Source organism: Amycolatopsis palatopharyngis (genome assembly GCF_003385185.1).
GTDB lineage: Bacteria > Actinomycetota > Actinomycetes > Mycobacteriales > Pseudonocardiaceae > Amycolatopsis > Amycolatopsis palatopharyngis.
This window is the reverse complement of sequence record NZ_PQHZ01000001.1, coordinates 1-17,516: the sequence shown is the minus strand read 5'-3', so window position 1 is coordinate 17,516 and position 17,516 is coordinate 1. Positions and strand designations below refer to the sequence as shown.

Genomic DNA, 17,516 nt, shown 5'->3' with positions numbered 1-17,516 from the left:
GGAATGATGAGCAAGGTTCGCGCCGATATCTCGGTTTCCGTCGATGGCTATGTGGCCGGGCCCGATCAGAGCATCGACAACCCGCTCGGCGAGGGCGGCGAGGGACTGCACGATTGGGTGGTCGCGCTGGAGGCCTGGCGCGAGGCGCACGGCAAGAAGGGCGGCGAGGTCAACGCCAGCACTCAGGTCATGGCGCAACGACAGGCCGGGGTCGGTGCCGGGATCATGGGCCGCAACATGTTCTTCGGCGGCGGCCGCACCGGCCCGTGGGATGAGGCATGGACCGGCTGGTGGGGGGAGGACCCGCCGTTCCACGTCCCGACGTTCGTGCTCACCCACCACCCGCGCGAGCCGCTGTCCCTTTCGGACACCACCTTCGTCTTCGTGACCGGCGGGATCACCTCGGCCCTCGAGCAGGCTCGCGAGGCGGCCGGGGACGGCGACGTCCTCGTCCACGGCGGGGCCAGGACGATCGATCAGTTCCTGGCCGCCGGACTGCTCGACGAGCTGGAGCTGCACGTGGTGCCGGTAATCCTCGGCGGCGGCGCGCGCCTGCTGGACAGCCTGTCGCCGCAGATCAACCTGGAGCAGGTGCGGACGATCGAGGCACCAGGCGTGACACACGTGAAGTACCGCGTGGTGCGATGACACCCCATGCCAGCACCCTCGCGCCTCGCCCTGCCCGACGGTGCAGTTGCCTCGTCACGAGAAACCGCGCGCCTGCTGTGTCTCGGCGAGAACCGCGCTGCGTTTGAGCGCTTCGACGAGCAGTGTGACCTCGATTCCGCTCGCGTGGGCCAACCAGGGGGAGCGGGTGGTGAATTCGTGCAGGGCTGCCTTGTTCGGCAAGGTGACATCCACCAGAAGTTGATATGGCCCGGTGATCGCAGCCGCGTATCGCACGAAATGTGACTCGAGGATGCGCTCACCGATGAGGTCCACGGCATCCGGTGCGGCTTTGATCCACAGTAATGACTCGACCGGCAGGCCCAGCGTCGCGGGCTCGACAACGGCGCGGAAGAAAAGCCTGGCCTCGGCGCGAAGTGCTTCGATCCGGCGCCGGACGGTCGCCTCGGAAACACCGGCCAGCCGCGCCAGTTCCTCATGCGTCTGGCGGCCGTCCTCGGCGAGTGCGCGCAGGATCGTCCGGTCCTCACGGGACGTGCGCGGCGCTTCGCCGCCGATGTCGGTCGGGGGCAACGGCCGGTCTGCCGCCAACGATGCGACCTCGTCACGTTCCAGGATCCCCGGCTGCCATTCGTGCACCGTCCGGTAGTAGCGAAGGATCGGATAACTCAGGATCCGCACGAGTCCCGGAGTGCCCGGCAACTCGTCCAGGAGGAGTGACGGGAGCCGGTCGGGAGGACACCACACTTCGGCAACACAGTCCACCGGGCCGGTCATCACATAGGTGAGCGTGGTGTCATTCCGGCGCGCGAGCGAGGCGGCGGCGACGCGAATGGTGCCGGGAGAGCACTGCATCGACACGATCGCCGGTTCGCTGTACGCCACCCGATCCCGGGGAGCGAGACCGGTCACCACGACGACCCGTTCGTCGATGAGCCGGCTGCCGCGTCGCGCGACCGTACGTTCAGGTTCGCCCAGTACCGCTGCGATCTTGCGCCACGAGGCACGGCCGTCGATCTGCAGCGCCGCCACGATCCGGAGGTCGAGTCGATCTGGCTGGGCCTTGGGTACAGCCAGATGGGGCGTCGCCATATGCCATATTTTTGGCTGAATTCGTCAGATTTGCAAGGGCCATTGCCCGTAATCGACCGGCCGTTCACCCTGATCGCATGCGACAAGTGACTCAGGACACAAATGCGAACGGTGTGCGGGCCGAGCTCTGTTTCGCGACGGCGAGGGAGCTGGCCGAGCGGGTTCGCCGGCGCGAGGTATCGGTCCGCGAGGTCGTGCGTGCGCATCTGGAGCAGATCGAACGGGTCGATCCACAGGTCAACGCCGTGGTCACCGTGACCCCGGAGCGGGCGCTCGCAGCCGCCGCGGCCGCCGACGAGCTGCTCGTCGCCGGTCACGAACCGGGCCCGCTTTTCGGGCTTCCCATCGCCCACAAGGACACTCATCTGACAGCGGGTATCCGGACGACATTCGGGTCGCAGAGTATGCGCGACTTCGTGCCGGACAACGACGAGCTCATCGTCGAACGCATCCGCGCGGCGGGTGCGATCACGATCGGAAAGACGAACGTTCCGGAGTTCGGTGCGGGTTCGCACACGTTCAACACGATCTTCGGCGCCACACGCAACCCGTACGACCTCGCCAGGAGCGCGGGCGGCAGTAGCGGTGGTGCCGCCGCGGCGCTGGCGACCGGCATGCATGCCATCGCCGACGGCAGTGACATGGGGGGCTCGCTGCGAAACCCCGCCGCCTTCTGCAACGTCGTCGGACTGCGTCCCTCGCCCGGCCGGGTTCCCTCCCACCCGGCCGGCGCCGCGTGGGCGACGATGGCCGTGCAGGGACCCATGGCGCGTACGGTGTCCGACACGGCGCTGCTGCTGTCGGTCATCGGTGGCCCCGACCCGCGAAGCCCGATCTCGCTTCCCGAACCGGCAGAGGTGTTCGCGCGACCGCTCGAGCGAGATCTCCGCGGATTGCGTGTGGCCTGGTCGCCCGATCTGGGTGGTTCGGTCCCGGTGGATCCGGTCGTGACCGCGACGCTGCTGCCACAGGTCGCGATGTTCGAGAGCCTCGGCTGCGTGGTCGAGGAAGCGTGTCCTGACTTCACCGGAGCCGATGAGGTGTTCCGGACGCTACGGGCCTGGCAGTTCGAACTCATGCTGGGCACCCTCGCCGACACCGAAGGCAACTCGCTCAAGCCGAGTCTGATGTGGAACATCGAACAGGGCCGCCGGTTGAGGGGACCGGACATCGCGGCGGCCGAGGTCGCCCGAACCGCGCTCTACCATCGGTTCCGAGAGTTCTTCCAGCGTTACGACATTCTGTTGCTCCCCGTCAGCCAGGTTCCGCCGTTCGATGTGGACCTCGAGTATCCGGGCGAGATAGCAGGTGTCCCGCAAGACACCTACCTGGACTGGATGCGGTCGGCCTACTACGTGTCGGTCAGTGGTCACCCGGCCCTGTCCGTACCGGGTGGGTTCACCGCCGACGGTCTTCCCGTGGGCCTGCAGATCGTCGGCCCGCACCACGGAGACCTGGATGTTCTGCGGGTGGGTTACGCGTTCGAGCAGGCAACCCGCTTCGGGCAGCGGAGACCGGACATTCTCACCACTGGAGTCGCTCATGTCTGACAGGGCTTATGAGAACGGCGTATCGCGTGGTCATGGTGAGTCGTGGAACTCGCCCGACGCTGTGGCGGACCCGAGTTCTCGGACAAGCACTGGAACACGCCATTGCGAGCCGGTCGCCGTCGGCACACCCGACCCGGGGGTGCCCGCGCGGATCGCCGCGGAGCGCGCCGAGGACGCGGTCCGCGCGACGGGGCACGGCGCCTGGGTCGATTTCTTCCGGGACCTCCATGCGAATCCGGAGCTGTCGATGCGGGAACACCGCACCGCCGGCAGGCTCGCCGAGTCGCTCCAGTCGTCCGGGCTCGATGTCAGCGAAGGCGTCGGCGAGACCGGCGTGGTGGGGATTCTGCGCAATGGCGACGGCCCGGTCGTGATGCTCCGCGGTGACATGGACGCACTCCCGATCCGGGAGGAGACCGACCTTGCCTACCGCAGCGAGGCGAGTGGAACTCTGCCGTCCGGCGGCCAGGTCCCGGTCATGCACGCGTGCGGGCACGACATGCACGTGACCTGCCTCGCCGCCACCGCGGACGCGCTCGCCGAGGCCAGGGACGGCTGGAGCGGCACGCTTCTGGTCGTGGGACAACCGGGCGAGGAAACCTTCCAGGGCGCCAAGGCCATGCTCGGCGACGGCCTCTTCACTCGCTTCCCGAAGCCGGACGTGGCCCTCGGTCAGCACGTGATGCCGGCGCCGGTCGGACACGTGCTGCATCGAGCGGCGACGATCATGGCGGCCACCGCGAGTATCGATGTCACCATCCACGGCCGGGGTGGGCATGGTTCCCAACCATCGTCCTGTGTGGACCCCGTGACCACCGCCGCGTACTTCGTCACCCGCGTTCAGGCCGTTGTCTCCAGGGAGACTCCCTCGTTCGACCCCGTCGTGGTGACCACTGGAATGTTCCACGCGGGGACCAAGGCGAACATCATCCCCGACGAAGCGGTTGTCACGCTGAATGTCCGCGCCATGACCGATGCCTCCCTGGACAGGGCGCTGACCGCCATCCGCCGGATCGCCGACGCCGAGTGCGCGGCGGCGGGAAGCCCGCGCCCCCCGACCGTCGCGGTCTTCGCGAATGGCCCCGCCACCGTCAACGACGGTTCTCTGGTGGAAGGTCTTTCGGCGGCGCACACCTCGCTGGCGGGAACCACGGTCACACAGTTGCCCACGCCGCTGATGGGAAGCGAGGACTTCTCCGAGTACGGACTTCCTGGGACGAGATACGACGGGGACCCGGTCCCGTACGCCCTCTGGATGTGGGGTGGTGCGGACGGTGACCGCTATCCCGCGTTCCGGCTACAGGACCTCCAGTCCGGCACCAGTGAGATCCCCGGTAACCACACGACCCGATTCGAGTTGGCGGCCGAGCCGGCCATTGCCGTCGGCAACCGGCTGCTGACGTCCGCGGCACTGTCCTATCTCTCATAGCGCCGCCCCCACCGCGCCTGAAAACCGAGGAGACCTCAATGGACTACCTTGCTGTGGCCAACTCGCCCTTCCTGTGGGCCTGCGCCATCTCCATCTTCCTGGTCATCGTCCTGCAGAGCGTCATCTACATCCGGGCGGGGTTCAAGGAAGCCCCGTTGATCGACATGCCCCGCAGCGAGGTCCATGCTTCTGTCCGGGCCGGTGCGATCAGCGCGATCGGGCCGTCGATCGCCATCGTCGTCGTCGCCGTCGGCCTGCTCAGCCTCTTCGGTGGCCCCGCGGTACTGATGCGCATCGGCCTCATCGGTTCCGCCGGCTACGAACTCATCGCCGCCAACGCCGGCTCCGAGGCGCTCGGGCTGGAACTGGGTGGCGAGGGATTCGACGGGGCCGCGTTCGCCACGGTCTTCACGGTCATGTCGCTCGGCGGGGCCATGTGGATGATCAGCGCCCTGTCGCTCGGCCCGGTGATCAAACGAGTAGAACGGACTGTGCGCAAGCGCAACGCGACCCTGCTGAAAATCGTTCCCGCCGCGGCACTCATGGCCGCGTTCGGCTATCTCGTGTCCCAGGAGCCGGTCAAAAGCCCGGTGCACCTGTACGTCGTCGTGACCGCGACCCTGACCGCGGTGATCCTCCAGATCGCGGCGAAGGCCTCCGGCCGCTCGTGGATCAGGGAGTGGTGCCTGGCGATCTCGATGGCGGTCGGCCTGCTGACCGCCGGAGTCGCCGCTTGATCACTGGCGAACACCTTCCCTACTGATGTCTGGAGCGCTCCATGACTCGACCAGCAGCCAACCTCGTCACGTCAGCGGTGACGCCCCCGTCCGAGACCGGCGAGTTCGACCGGACCACCTCGAAATGGGGCCGCTACACCCTGCTGGCCGGCCTTGTCGCATCCCTCGCCGGGCCGGCATACTTGTTGTTCGTCGCCGGTTTCTGGCCGGGTATCGGGCCCATCCTCACCGCACTGGCCGCGGTCGCGGCGATCTTCGCGGTCTACTGGGTACTCGAACCGGTCACGTACTTCCCGATGCTGGGTAGCGCCGGGCTTTATCAGGCCTTCCTGATCGGAAACATCTCCAACAAGCTGCTGCCCGCCGCGGTGAGTGCGCAGGCCGCGATCGGCGCCAAACCCGGCACCCGGCGGGCCGAGATCGCCGCGTCGGCCGCGATCTGTGGTGCTGCCCTGGTGCACGTGGTCAGTCTTGTCCTGCTGGTCGGTATCGGCGGAACCTGGTTGCTGTCGGCCCTTCCGGAGTCGTTCGTCAGCACCTTCGACTACATCCTCCCCGCGGTCCTGGGACCGGTCGTCGTGCAACTGTTCTGGGGTGTGGAGGACAAGCGCTCCGCCCTGACCGCGCTCGGAGTCGCTGTCGTGATGGCGCTCGTCGTCGTCACCCAGGTGCCGGCCCTGGCGCCCTTCGGGCTGATGCTCACCGTGCTGCTCGGTGTCGCACTGGCGGTCGCGACCCGGTCACGCCGGTCCGCACCCGTCGAGTCCCCGTGATGCGAACCGGCGATGCGTGGAGGACGCTGGATGTCGAACCGTGGCAACGGCGGATCAGCTACGAGGAGGCATTCAGCAATGGCAGGCGAGACACCTGTTCGTCCAGATGATGAGCTGCTCACCCCGGACAATGCCGCGCTTGTCCTGATCGACTACCAGCCGGAGCAGGTCACCTCCGTATCGTCAATCGGGCACGACGAACTCATGCTCAATATCGGGGCCGTGGCGAAAGCTGCGGGACTGTACGACCTGCCGACCGTGCTTTCCACTGTCGGCGTGGAACTCGGCGTGAACACGGGCACCATTGACGAGCTCCGCGAGGCGCTGCCGCCGACCGAGGAGATCGACCGGACGACACTGAACTCGTGGGAGGACCCCGACTTTCGTGCCGCTGTCGAAGCCACCGGTCGCAAGAAGATCATCATGACCGGGCTCTGGACGGAGGTCTGTGTCGCGTTCCCCACGCTCGACATGCTTCGCGAGGGATACGAGATCTACCCGGTCGCCGACGCCATCGGTGGTGTCAGCCGGGAGGCGCACGAGCGGGCGATGCAGCGAATGATGTACGCGGGTGCGCAGCCGATCACCGCGATCTCACTCGTCGCCGAACTCCAGCGTGACTGGGGGCGTCCCGGTGCCGACAAACTCCGCGGTGTCCTGCGCTGGTACTTCCCGAAGTACAACGAACTCCGCGCGTAGCCGTGCACTCAGCCCATCAGCAGCAGCGGATCGCAGAAGGCGAGACCGGTGGCGGCGAGCACCCCCGCGAGGAGGGGGCCAACCGCCAGCAGGGTCACCATGGCGGTGAGGAGCATGCGCGCATGCCGTCGTTGGGTACGGGTGGCCGGTTCGACGAGGCGTTCGGCGCGCTGCACGACGCCGACGCCGGTGGCGCCGAGCGCGCCGGTGGGCAGTGAGACCACGCCGGAGAGGGTGAGCAGAGCGCCGAGCACCGTGTGGGCACCGTGCTCGCGCGCGGCGTGGTCGTCGGCGCACATTTCCAGCAGGCTGGCGATCTCGGTCGCACCGTGTGCGAACAGGGACACCTTGGGCAGTGCCGTGGCCAGGCCACGGGTGGTGGCGAGTAGGAGATGGTGGCGACCGGCGAGGTGGGCGCGTTCGTGGGCCAGGACGGCATGGAGGTGGGCCGCGTCGAGCGCGTCAAGCGCGCCGCGGGTGACGACGATGGTGTTCGGCCTGCCCGCTACGCAGTAGGCGACGCGTTCGGGGGCCTCGAGGACCACAGCCTCCGAGCCGGGCAGCCGGCGTCCGGCCACCCGAGCCATACGAGCGTGGTCGTGGGTGCAGGTCCGGGCGCCGAGCAGGGACCGGCCGAGACGCGCGGTCAGCACCGCCGCCGCGGCCAATGCCAGCGCGGCGAGCGTGATCAGTCCGATCTGGACGGCGATGCCCGCGCTGCCTGCGGCCACGACCCGCAGCACCGCGAGGCAACTGGTCAAGATCTGGCCGGGGCGGTCCCAGTCGCGGGCCAGTTCGGCAGTCAGAAAGACCGCCGCCGCGGCCCACGAGACCGGCACGCTGACGATCGCGACCAGCCATGCCGTGACGCCGAGCCGGGGCGCTGTGCCGGTGCGCGTCCACCGCGTCAGCAGGCGTGGACCGAGCACGGCCACGATCAGGCTGTATAGCAGCAAACAGGCCGCGATGCTCACTCGGTCTCCTTGCTCGCCCATCGCTGGAACACACCGCGCAACCGGTTGGACTCGTCGTCGCTCATCTGCTCCAGGAATCGGGTGAGGACGACTCCGGGATCACCGCCGGTGTCCAGCGCGTCACGCATCAAGCGGGCGCTGTACTCCTCCCTGGTCAGCGTGGGCCAGTACAGGAATGCCTTGCCCTGTCGTTCGCGCGCGAGCCAGCCCTTGCGGTGCAGGTTGTCCATGGTGGACATGACGGTGGTGTAGGCGATCTCCCGGGTCGTCTTCAGGGTTTCGAAGACGTCGCGCACCGTGATCCGGTCCTCGTTGTCCCACACGCGGTCCATCACGACCGTCTCGAGTTCCCCGAACCCGCGCATCCGTCCTCCCGTGTCATCTCGGCTGTACCCAGCCTACGTGGGCGAATCGGCCCGCCGATTCCGCTGGTCGCGGATATGGGCCGCCGCGGCCGTCCGTGCTCAGAGTGGAACGGTGAACGCCGCGATCGGACCGCGGAGCCAGGCGATCAGCGCGCCCCACAGTCCGGTAACCAGTGCGACGCCGATGACGAGCAGGAACACGCCCCCGACCTGCTGGACCCGCCGGATGTTTCGCCGCACCCAGCTGGTGGCGCGGACCGCCCACTGAGCGCCGAGCGCGAGCAGCACGAACGGCAGGCCGAGCCCGAGGCAGTAGGCGATGATGAGGAACGCGCCCCGGCCCGTGGTCGGGCCGACCTGCGTTCCACTGGCCAGCGCGATCACCCCGGCCAGCGTGGGGCCCAGACATGGTGTCCACCCCAGCCCGTACACCGCGCCCAGCACCGGAGCCCCCCACAGCCCGTCCCGGGGTTTGTGCCGCAGCTTCATCCCCCGCTGCAGCGGCGGAAACGCGCCGAGGAACACCAAGCCCATCGCGATCGTCACCACACCCCCGATGCGCTGCAGCAGCACCTCGTTGGCCAGCAGGGCGTCGGACAGGCCGAGTACCGCCATCGTCGCGGTGATGAACACCGCGCTGAACCCGGCCACGAACAGCAGGGCCGCGCCCGCGACCCGCCACCGCCCGGCAGCCGGGCGTGCTCCCGTGTCCGTGATCGAAGGTGGCTCGGCTCCCACGAGCCCGGCGAGGTAGCCGAGGTAACCAGGCACCAGCGGAAGACAACAGGGGGAGGCGAAGGACACCGTTCCCGCGGCGAGGGCCAGTAACGCGGCCAGCAGTAGCGGCCCGGAGACGGCCAGTTCGGTCAGGTCCATGCGGACGCTCTCGCGACGACGTGCTGCACCTGCCGCATGATCCGTCCTCCGTTACGTCTACGTATCTACGGCGTAGAATAGTAGAAGCGAATCGGGTCACTCCGGCAGGCTCACGTCGGTGAGTGCGCGGCGAAGCTGTGCCAGGCACCAGCGGGGGTGGGTGAGCGGGAGATCGTGACCACCGCTGGTGTGGGTGGTCGCCGTGACGGACGCACTGGCCGCCGCCAGTGCGGCAGCATGCCCGTGTACCGGTACGGAATCGGTACCACCCTCGGCCAGTAGCAGTGGCACGCCGGCGCGGGCCAGTCGATCAAGCGCGCCGCGCCAGCCGTCGGCAAGGATGACGTCGGTGAGGCTGCCGCGATAGGACGCCCAGGTATGCCGGACGACGGCGCGGGCAATGGGTACCGGCAGTTCCGGATGCAGCGCGGCGGTGACCCAGGATGCGAATCGCCGGTAGCGGCACATCCATTCGCAGAGTACGGCCGGGACGGGTCCATCTCCGGTGACGAGCGCGGCCATCATGCCGAGTCCGCGCAACTGCGCCCTCGCCTGCCGCGGGTCGAGGTACAAGGGGGCGGCGAACGCAACCACCGCCCGGGTCATTGGCAGGCGGGCGGCCCAGCGCACACCCAGCACCGCACCCATCGAGTGCCCGGCGATCACCAGCGGCCGATCGCCGAGTCCGAGCGAGGCGAGCATCGCGTCCAGGGCGGCCACGTGCGCGGCGGTCCCGTACTCGGCCGGATCACCGCCCGGCGGGCGCATCGAGGCACCGAAGCCCAGAAGATCGGGCACCACGAGAGTGCCGTTGCGGCCCAGTTCGTCGAACGTGGCGCCGAAGTACTCACCCGACGCGGCCAGGCCATGCAAGAGCACGACGACCGGGTCGCCGGTACCCAGCACGCGAACAGCCAGCGGGCCGGCGCGCACCCGCTCCCCGGTACCCGGCCGCCAGCGCCGCACCCCGGGTGCGCTCAGGTGTCGAATGGCCCAGACCCCGGTCACGGTGAGGGCGGGCAGGGTGGCGGACATCTATCTACTATCGTGGTCAGTAGATCTGTTGTGCAACGGCTGGTAAGTGGCCGCCTCATTGTCGTTGTTCGGATACTTGGTCGCTGACGTGTGAGGTGGACAGGAATGCCTGAGTTCCCGGTGTCGCGCCGGAGTGTGCTGCTCGGTGCGGCCGGATTGGCGGGGGCAGCGGCGACCGGCGGGACCTGGTGGGCACTGCGCCAGGGGGAAGGCGATGGGCGGGTGCTGGCGTCCTCGGATGCCGTCACGGGCGCCGAGCAGGCCCGGCGCGCGGGCGGCACGGGGCGCGTGAGCACCGCGTCGTTGACGGCCGAACCGGCGGAGGTCGATCTGGGTGGGCGCGTGGTGCGCACCTGGGCCTACAACGGCCAGCTGCCGGGGCCGGTGCTTCGCTGCACGGCAGGCGATGAGCTGGCCGTCGAGGTGAACAACCGGCTGCCGGAGCCGACCACCGTGCACTGGCACGGGTTGCGGCTGCGCAACGACATGGACGGAGTGCCGCAGCTGACCCAGGAGCCTGTCGCTCCGGGGGAGCGGATGCGGTACGAGTTCGTGGCCCCGGATCCGGGCACGTACTGGTTGCATCCGCACGTGGGTCTGCAGCGTGAGCGCGGGCTGTACAGCCCGTTGATCATCGACGATCCGCGCGAGCCCGGGGATTACGACGTCGAGTTCGTCGTGGTGCTCGACGACTGGATCGATGACGCCGCGGCTACTCCGGATCAGGTGCTGGCCGAGCTGATGGGTGGCGACGGGATGAACAGCCGTTATCGCACACCGGTGCGGGCCGGGATGATTCCCGACGAATCGCGGTCCTGGCAGTACCACGTGCCGGCGGGGCTGGCGAACCCGCCGAAGGGGATCACGCCGGAGTCACCGGCGTCGCGAATGGCGAGCAGTGTCGAGTTCCCGTTCTATCTGCTGAACGGTCGGCTACCGACCGCACCGCAGACCTTTCATGCCAAACCAGGGCAGCGGGCACGCATCCGGTTGATCAACGCCGGCGGCGCCTCGGTCTTCCGGGTCGCACTCGGCGGTCACCGGCTCACGGTCACGCATACCGACGGGTTTCCTGTCGAGCCGGTCACTGTCGACACGTTGCAGATCGCCTCGGGTGAGCGCTACGACCTGGTGGTCACCCTGGCCGATGGCGCATTCCCGTTCGTGGCGGTGGCCGAGGGCAAGGGCGCTCAGGCGCTGGGCATCGTGCGCACGGCCAGCGGCTCGGCTCCACCACCCACGGCCGCTCCAGCAGAGCTGTCCGGCACACTTCTGGCCCTGTCCGATCTGCGGGCGGCACCGTCGGTCCACCTCGGCGAGGGCCCACCGGATCGGACTCACACGCTCTATCTCACCGGCGACATGAACCGGTTCGCCTGGCGTATCAATGCCGAGACCTACCAACACCAGCGCCCCTTCGACGGAATCACACCGATGCCGGTTCGTCAGGGGCAGCGGGTCCGGTTGGAGATGATCAACCAGACACCGATGTACCACCCCATGCACCTGCATGGGCACACCTTCGTTGTCCGCGCGATCGGCGACACGGGGCGCCGTGACACCACGAAGCTGCCGCAGGGGACCCGTAAGGACACCGTGATGGTGGGCCCGGGGGAGCGTCTGGTGGCCGATCTCGTCGCGGACAATCCCGGTCAGTGGCTGGTGCACTGTCACAACGCTTATCACATGGCCAGCGGCATGGCGGCGCTCATGTCCTACCGCTCGGACGACGGCTGATCCGCCCTCGACCGGCCTCACGGTGAACCTACGTAGTTGTTCAGTAGAATTGATGTCGAGATTGTCTCCGGCCCTGGGAATCTGATGCCGAATTTCAAGAATCCGTTGACACGCAGTTCAGTCGTGTCGAGCAACACCGTGCTGACGGTGGCCGTCATGCTTGTGGCGGCCGTCGTGATCGGCGGGGTACTGCTGTTCAATCGCACGGACGCGAGTGACAACGCCTCGCAGGGGGGTGCCTCGCAGGGCGCGGATCCGGTTGCCGCCGACGTACTGCGCAAGCCTGACAGCCACACGCTGCTGGAGGCTCCGGATGACAAGGTCACCGTGGTGGAATTCCTCGACTACCAGTGCCCCGCCTGTGCCGGCTACTACATGAACATCACCAAGAAGCTGGAGAAGGATTACGCGGGGCAGATCACCTTTGTCACGCGGAACTTCCCGCTGGAGATGCACCCGCTGGCGGTACCGGCCGCGCGGGCGGCCGAAGCCGCGGCCTTGCAGGGCAAGTACTCCGAGATGTACCACGCGCTGTACGACAACTACCAGTCCTGGGCACGCTCCGCGGGCGGCGAGGCGAGCGGGGACCCAGAGCAGGCCCAGGCACGCTTCGACGAGTTCGCCCGCCAGATCGGGCTGGACCTGGACCGGTTCCACCGGGACATGAACTCCGAAGAGGTCACTCAGCGCATCGAACGCGACAAGGCCGACGGGGAGACCGCGGGCGTCTCTGGCACTCCGACCATATTCATCAACGGTATGAAGTTCACCCCTGAAGGCGACACCTTCGCCGCCGTGGACGCCCAGTTGCGAGCGCGGCTGGACGAGGCGCTCGCGGCGTGAGTACCACCGGTTCCGTGCGCACCAGTTCCGACCGCGAGCCGTCGGTTTCGGCTGCACCACGGGGACTGGCCTGGCTGTACGTGATCGGCGGCGGGGCCGGATTCGTAGCGGCTTTTGTCCTCATGCTGGAGAAGCTCGCCAAACTCGGCAATCCGGCCTACGTGCCGACCTGCACCCTCAACCCCGTCGTCTCGTGTGGGTCTGTCATGGACAGTCCGCAGGCGAGCGCGTTCGGTTTCCCCAACCCACTGATCGGCATCGGCGCCTTCGCCGTGGTCGTCACCGTGGGCGTGGTGCTGCTGTCGGGATTCCGGGCACCGCGCTGGTTCTGGCTCGGTATGCAGGCCGGAACCACCTTCGGCGTGCTGTTCGTGCACTGGCTGATCTACTCCAGCCTCTACGACATCGGAGCACTGTGTCCGTACTGCATGGTCGTGTGGGCGGTGACGATTCCGATCTTCTGGTACACCACGTTGCACAACCTCACCAGCGGCCACTTTTCATCCAGCGGTAAGCCCGTTGCCCTCGGATTGGCGCACTACCATTCCCTGGCCCTCGTGCTCTGGTACCTCGCCATCGTCGCCTTGGTACTCGAAGCCTTCTGGTACTACTGGAGCACCTTGCTCTGAGGCAGCTGACCGCTGACGAGAAACGGGCTCGGACCTCACGAGGTTCGGAGAACTAAAGCTGGTGGGGTTACCGTGGGCGCATGGCACCCGTGAACGTGCACGGCCTGACCCGGTTCCGCACCAGTGACCTGCCGGACGGGCACAAGCTCGCCGGATGGGAAGCCCACAACGCCCGTTCGTTGGTGGGACTGCGCGCCCGGCCGCTCGGTGACGGACCGTTCGAGGGGACCGAGGTCAATCTCCGGCTGCCCCAGCTGCAACTGGCCAAGGTCAGTGGGTCGCCGCATGTCGTCGACCGGGACATCCGGCAGATCGCCACCCACCCTGCCGATGGCGTGGCCGTCTACTTCGCCCTGGCCGGCGAGGGGTGCTTCTACCATCGCAACGGTTGCGAGATGCTCTCGCCGGGCCAGGGTCTCGTCTGCGACGCGGACCAGCCGTTCCAGCGAGGCTTCACCCGTGGTCTCACGGAGCTGGTGCTGAAGGCGCCGAGGGCGGCGCTGCGCGAAACCGTTGGCCGATCCGGGCTGGCGCGGCCACACGTGTTCACCTTCGGCGGCGGTGACCACGGTCAGGGTGCCGCCCACGCCCACGCGCTCGCCGCCACTGTGGCCGACGCCCTGGCGGGCGCCCGGACGGACTGGGACGCGCTGCAATCCACGGTGCTGGAGCTGCTGGCGGCGCTACTCGGCGCAGGCGCCTCGGCTGGTAGCAACCTCGCGGCCGCCCATGCCTATATCGCCGCGCATCTGCACGAGCCCGAACTGTCCGCGGGCCGGATCGCCGTTGCCATCGGGTACTCCGAGCGGCAGCTCTCTCGCCTGTTCGCCGAATCGGGGCAGAGCGTGCCGCAGACCGTCCTTGCCGCGCGGCTCGATGCCGTGCGGCGCGCGTTCGCCGACCCGGCCCACGCACGCACGCCGCTGGCCGAGCTCGCCGCCCAGCACGGATTCGCGTCGCAGGCTCACTTCTCGCGCGCCTACCGGGCGCGGTTCGGCACCACACCGCGCAGTGACCGCGGGGAGTTGCTCGCGCCGCCCTGAGTTTTGCCTATTTCCGCCGTGCCGCGACCGTACGGCCCGCGTGTCGCCCCCGCCCTGCGACGGTGTCCCATGCACCGGCAACGGGCCGGGCAGTGAACACGAAGGCAGCAGGCATGGTGACTTTCCACGACGGTCTCGCCGACACCGCCCCGCCGACGACCACCGTGGTCGAGACGGACGTGCTGATCGTCGGGTCCGGCCCGGCAGGTGCCTCCGCGGCGCTCTTTCTGTCCACACTGGGCGTTTCCAACATCATGATCACCAAGTACCGCTGGACCGCGAACACGCCCCGCGCGCACATCACCAACCAACGGACGATGGAGATCTTCCGGGACCTTGGCATCGAAGAAGAGGTGCTCGCCGACGCCACTCCACACCACATGATCGGCGACACTGTCTTCTGCACCGCCATCGCCGGTGAGGAAATCGGGCGGATCCTCACTTGGGGAAACCATCCGGCCCGCCACGCCGACTACGAGCTGGCCTCGCCGTCGCTCAACTGCGATATCCCGCAGACCTACTTGGAGCCGATCTTCGTTCGCAACGCGACCATGCGTGGCACACAGACCCAGTTCAGCACCGAGTACCTCGGGCACAAGCAGGACGATGAAGGCGTGGACGTACGCGTGCTGAACCGGCTCACCGGCAGCGAGTACACGATCCGCGCGAAGTATCTGATCGGCGCGGACGGAGCCCGGTCCAGAGTGGCAGCCGACCTGGGCTTGCCTTATGAGGGCCAAATGGACATCGCCGGTTCGATGAACATCACGTTCAAGGCCGAGCTGGGCCAACTCTGCGGGCATCGCCCTTCGGTGCTGTACTGGGTGATCCAGCCCGGTGCGAACGTCGGCGGTATCGGTGCGGGCCTCGTGCGCATGGTCCGGCCGTGGAACGAGTGGCTCATAGTCTGGGGCTTCGACCTCGAGCAGGGCGTACCCGAGGTGACCGAGGACGACGCGTTGCGCATCGTGCGCAACCTCGTCGGCGATCCCGGCCTCGATGTCGAGATCACCGGCATCTCCCTGTGGGGCAACAACGAGCAGTACGCCACGAGCCTCCACCGGAGCAGGGTGTTCTGCGCGGGCGACGCCGTGCACAAGCATCCACCGAGCAACGGGCTCGGTTCCAACACCTCCATCCAGGACTCCTACAACCTTGCCTGGAAGGTCGCTGTCGTCCTCAATGGACACGCTGGCCCTGGGCTGCTCGACACCTACACCACCGAACGCGCTCCGGTGGCACGGCAGATCGTGCTGCGCGCGAACAAGTCCGCCCGTGAATTCGGCGGGCTGTTCGAGGCACTCGGCCTCGACATGGCCGAGACCGCGGATCAGTTGGCAGCGCGGATCGAGGAGCGCAAGGACAACAGTCCGGCGGGCGCCGCCAAACGCGCCGCCGTGCGCGAGGCGATGGAGCTGAAGAACTACGAGTTCAACGCACACGGTGTCGAGATGGGCCAGCGCTACGAGTCCACCGCCGTGGTGTCCGACGGAACGGCACGCCCCGAGCCCACGCGCGACCCAGAGTTGTACTACGAGCAGTCGACGTATCCGGGGGTGCGGTTGCCGCACGCCTGGGTCGGCGACAACGAGCGCAAGTACTCGACCCACGATCTGGCTCCATACGGACGATTCACCGTCATCACCGGAATCACGGGGGAGGCATGGGTCGCAGCCGCGAAGAATGCCGCCGACCGGTTAGGCGTGCCGGTGGAGACCGTGGTGATCGGCCCGGGGCGCGCGGTGACCGATCTCTACTTCGACTGGGCTGGATTGTGTGGCGTTGCCAAGGATGGCTCCGTGCTGGTGCGCCCGGACAAGCATGTCGGCTGGCGCTGCCACAACCTGTCCGCAGACCCCGAAGCCGAACTCATGACCGCGTTGACCCGCATACTCGACCGAGGAGAGGCAACATGACCTGGCAGTTCGAGCATGTGACGCTCGGTCAGCGGGTGCTGTTCGGCACCGGCGGGGCCGCGCGGAACCTGGCGGCGGAGGTCGCGCGGCTCGGTGCGAATCGTGTCCTGCTGGTCGCCTCCGAACACGAGGACCAACTCGCGCAGGAGGTGACGTCGCGGATCGATGTGGCCGCGCGATGCGCGGACGTGGCACCGCATGTACCGGTCGCCAATGCCGAACGAGCCCGCGCGCAGGCCGCCGAAGCCGGAGCCGACCTCCTGGTCAGCGTCGGCGGCGGGTCCACGACGGGCCTGGCCAAAGCGGTCGCGTTGACCACCGGGCTGCCGATCGTCGCGGTGCCCACCACGTACGCGGGCTCCGAGGCGACCAACGTGTGGGGGATGACCGAGTCTGCCCGCAAGACCACTGGCACCGACGACCGCGTCCTACCCGTGACCGTTGTCTACGATGCCGCGCTCACCCTGTCCCTGCCGGCCGAACTGTCGGTGACCTCGGGGTGCAACGCCCTCGCGCACTGTGTCGATTCGATGTGGGGGCCACAAACCGACCCGATCGACGCGGCACTCGCCGGCGAGGGCATCCGCGCCTTGGCCAACGGACTGCCGCTGGTCAGGAAGGACCCGGAAGGCCTCGTGGGGCGGGAACGCATGCTCTACGGCGCATACCTCGCGGCCGTCGCGTTCGCTTCCGCGGGCTCCGGCCTGCACCACAAGATCTGCCACGTCCTCGGCGGCGCCTACGACCTGCCACACGCGCGAACACACACCGCGGTCCTGCCATATGTGCTGGCGTTCAATGCCCCGGCGGCAAGGGAGGCGGCCGCCAGGATCGCCGACGCGCTCGGGACCACCGACGCGGTCGCGGGGCTGATCTCGCTCTACGCGGAACTCGACGCGCCGCGCGCGCTGCGGGACGCCGGCCTTGCCGAGGCCGACATCGCGGAGGCGGCACGACTCATCCTGCCCGCTGTCCCGGCCGCCAACCCACGCCCGGTCAGCGAGGGCGAGATGACCGCGCTGCTCACCGCTGCCTGGGCCGGTCAAGACCCGGCGATCCTGACCTGAAAGACATCCCAGGAGCTGAAATGTCAAGCCGCAACGTTCTCGGCGTGATGCGACCAGGCGGTCGTCTCGTCGTAGAGGGTGCCGGTTTTGAGGCAGCCGTGCAGGATGCCCACCAGCCGGTTCG

The 17,516-nt window shown here is 68.0% G+C and carries 17 protein-coding genes; 12 read left to right on the top strand and 5 right to left on the bottom strand.

Features of this window, described 5'->3' with window-relative positions; all coding sequences use genetic code 11:
* Nucleotides 1–6: 6 nt before the first annotated feature.
* Nucleotides 7–648, top strand: a complete 642-nt coding sequence (locus tag D0C15_RS00085) for a dihydrofolate reductase family protein (protein WP_116040339.1) — start codon at nt 7–9, stop codon at nt 646–648.
* A gap of 54 nt (nt 649–702) precedes the next feature.
* On the opposite strand, the gene D0C15_RS00080 is transcribed toward D0C15_RS00085, so the two are convergent.
* Entirely contained in the window at nt 703–1,719 is a 1,017-nt protein-coding gene (locus tag D0C15_RS00080) for an Lrp/AsnC family transcriptional regulator (RefSeq protein ID WP_116040338.1), read from the bottom strand.
* A 77-nt stretch (nt 1,720–1,796) separates the two neighbouring features.
* Between D0C15_RS00080 and D0C15_RS00075 the strand changes: the two genes are divergently transcribed.
* The 5 genes from D0C15_RS00075 to D0C15_RS00055 all read left to right on the top strand — a co-directional run bounded on the left by D0C15_RS00075 (nt 1,797) and on the right by D0C15_RS00055 (nt 6,907).
* Nucleotides 1,797–3,269 (top strand): amidase, encoded by a 1,473-nt coding sequence (locus D0C15_RS00075; protein WP_116040337.1) that lies wholly within the window; start codon nt 1,797–1,799, stop codon nt 3,267–3,269.
* Nucleotides 3,262–4,698 carry an amidohydrolase gene (locus D0C15_RS00070; RefSeq protein ID WP_162829853.1) on the top strand — a complete coding sequence of 479 codons (1,437 nt, stop codon included), beginning with the start codon at nt 3,262–3,264 and terminating at the stop codon, nt 4,696–4,698. The genes D0C15_RS00075 and D0C15_RS00070 overlap by 8 nt, the downstream gene beginning before the upstream one ends.
* A 38-nt stretch (nt 4,699–4,736) precedes the next feature.
* The gene (locus D0C15_RS00065) at nt 4,737–5,435 is read left to right on the top strand and encodes a DUF5058 family protein (protein WP_116040335.1); all 699 of its coding nucleotides are present in this window, start codon (nt 4,737–4,739) and stop codon (nt 5,433–5,435) included.
* 41 nt (nt 5,436–5,476) lie between these two features.
* On the top strand, nt 5,477–6,208 hold the full coding sequence (locus D0C15_RS00060; protein WP_116040334.1) for a hypothetical protein: 732 nt from the start codon (nt 5,477–5,479) through the stop codon (nt 6,206–6,208).
* Between the two features lie 78 nt (nt 6,209–6,286).
* Entirely contained in the window at nt 6,287–6,907 is a 621-nt protein-coding gene (locus tag D0C15_RS00055) for a hydrolase (RefSeq protein ID WP_116040333.1), read from the top strand.
* A gap of 8 nt (nt 6,908–6,915) precedes the next feature.
* Here the strand turns inward: D0C15_RS00055 and D0C15_RS00050 are convergent, their stop codons facing one another.
* From D0C15_RS00050 to D0C15_RS00035, 4 genes are all read right to left on the bottom strand, one after another.
* The gene (locus D0C15_RS00050; protein ID WP_116040332.1) at nt 6,916–7,881 is read right to left on the bottom strand and encodes a M56 family metallopeptidase; all 966 of its coding nucleotides are present in this window, start codon (nt 7,879–7,881) and stop codon (nt 6,916–6,918) included.
* The gene (locus D0C15_RS00045; protein ID WP_116040331.1) at nt 7,878–8,246 is read right to left on the bottom strand and encodes a BlaI/MecI/CopY family transcriptional regulator; all 369 of its coding nucleotides are present in this window, start codon (nt 8,244–8,246) and stop codon (nt 7,878–7,880) included. The genes D0C15_RS00050 and D0C15_RS00045 overlap by 4 nt, the downstream gene beginning before the upstream one ends.
* 99 nt (nt 8,247–8,345) lie before the next feature.
* Nucleotides 8,346–9,122, bottom strand: coding sequence for a cytochrome c biogenesis CcdA family protein (locus tag D0C15_RS00040; RefSeq protein ID WP_116040330.1), 777 nt, complete (start codon nt 9,120–9,122; stop codon nt 8,346–8,348).
* Between the two features lie 96 nt (nt 9,123–9,218).
* A complete protein-coding gene (locus D0C15_RS00035; RefSeq protein WP_116040329.1) occupies nt 9,219–10,157 on the bottom strand; it encodes an alpha/beta fold hydrolase in 939 nt (312 codons plus the stop codon).
* A 105-nt stretch (nt 10,158–10,262) separates the two neighbouring features.
* Here D0C15_RS00035 and D0C15_RS00030 point away from each other — a divergent pair, with 105 nt between their 5' ends.
* The 6 genes from D0C15_RS00030 (at nt 10,263) to D0C15_RS00005 (ending at nt 17,392) form a co-directional block, all read left to right on the top strand.
* Complete coding sequence (locus tag D0C15_RS00030) at nt 10,263–11,894, top strand: multicopper oxidase family protein (protein ID WP_116040328.1); 1,632 nt, start codon at nt 10,263–10,265, stop codon at nt 11,892–11,894.
* Between the two features lie 123 nt (nt 11,895–12,017).
* Nucleotides 12,018–12,737, top strand: coding sequence for a DsbA family protein (locus D0C15_RS00025; RefSeq protein WP_245975488.1), 720 nt, complete (start codon nt 12,018–12,020; stop codon nt 12,735–12,737).
* Nucleotides 12,734–13,366 (top strand): vitamin K epoxide reductase family protein, encoded by a 633-nt coding sequence (locus D0C15_RS00020; protein WP_342768540.1) that lies wholly within the window; start codon nt 12,734–12,736, stop codon nt 13,364–13,366. Before D0C15_RS00025 ends, D0C15_RS00020 begins: the two co-directional genes overlap by 4 nt.
* 80 nt (nt 13,367–13,446) lie before the next feature.
* Nucleotides 13,447–14,409 (top strand): helix-turn-helix transcriptional regulator, encoded by a 963-nt coding sequence (locus D0C15_RS00015; RefSeq protein ID WP_245975487.1) that lies wholly within the window; start codon nt 13,447–13,449, stop codon nt 14,407–14,409.
* 113 nt (nt 14,410–14,522) lie between these two features.
* Nucleotides 14,523–16,325: an FAD-dependent oxidoreductase gene (locus D0C15_RS00010; RefSeq protein ID WP_116040326.1), complete on the top strand. Its 1,803-nt coding sequence runs from the start codon at nt 14,523–14,525 to the stop codon at nt 16,323–16,325.
* Nucleotides 16,322–17,392, top strand: coding sequence for a maleylacetate reductase (locus tag D0C15_RS00005; protein ID WP_116040325.1), 1,071 nt, complete (start codon nt 16,322–16,324; stop codon nt 17,390–17,392). The genes D0C15_RS00010 and D0C15_RS00005 overlap by 4 nt, the downstream gene beginning before the upstream one ends.
* The last annotated feature ends 124 nt before the right edge of the window (nt 17,393–17,516 follow it).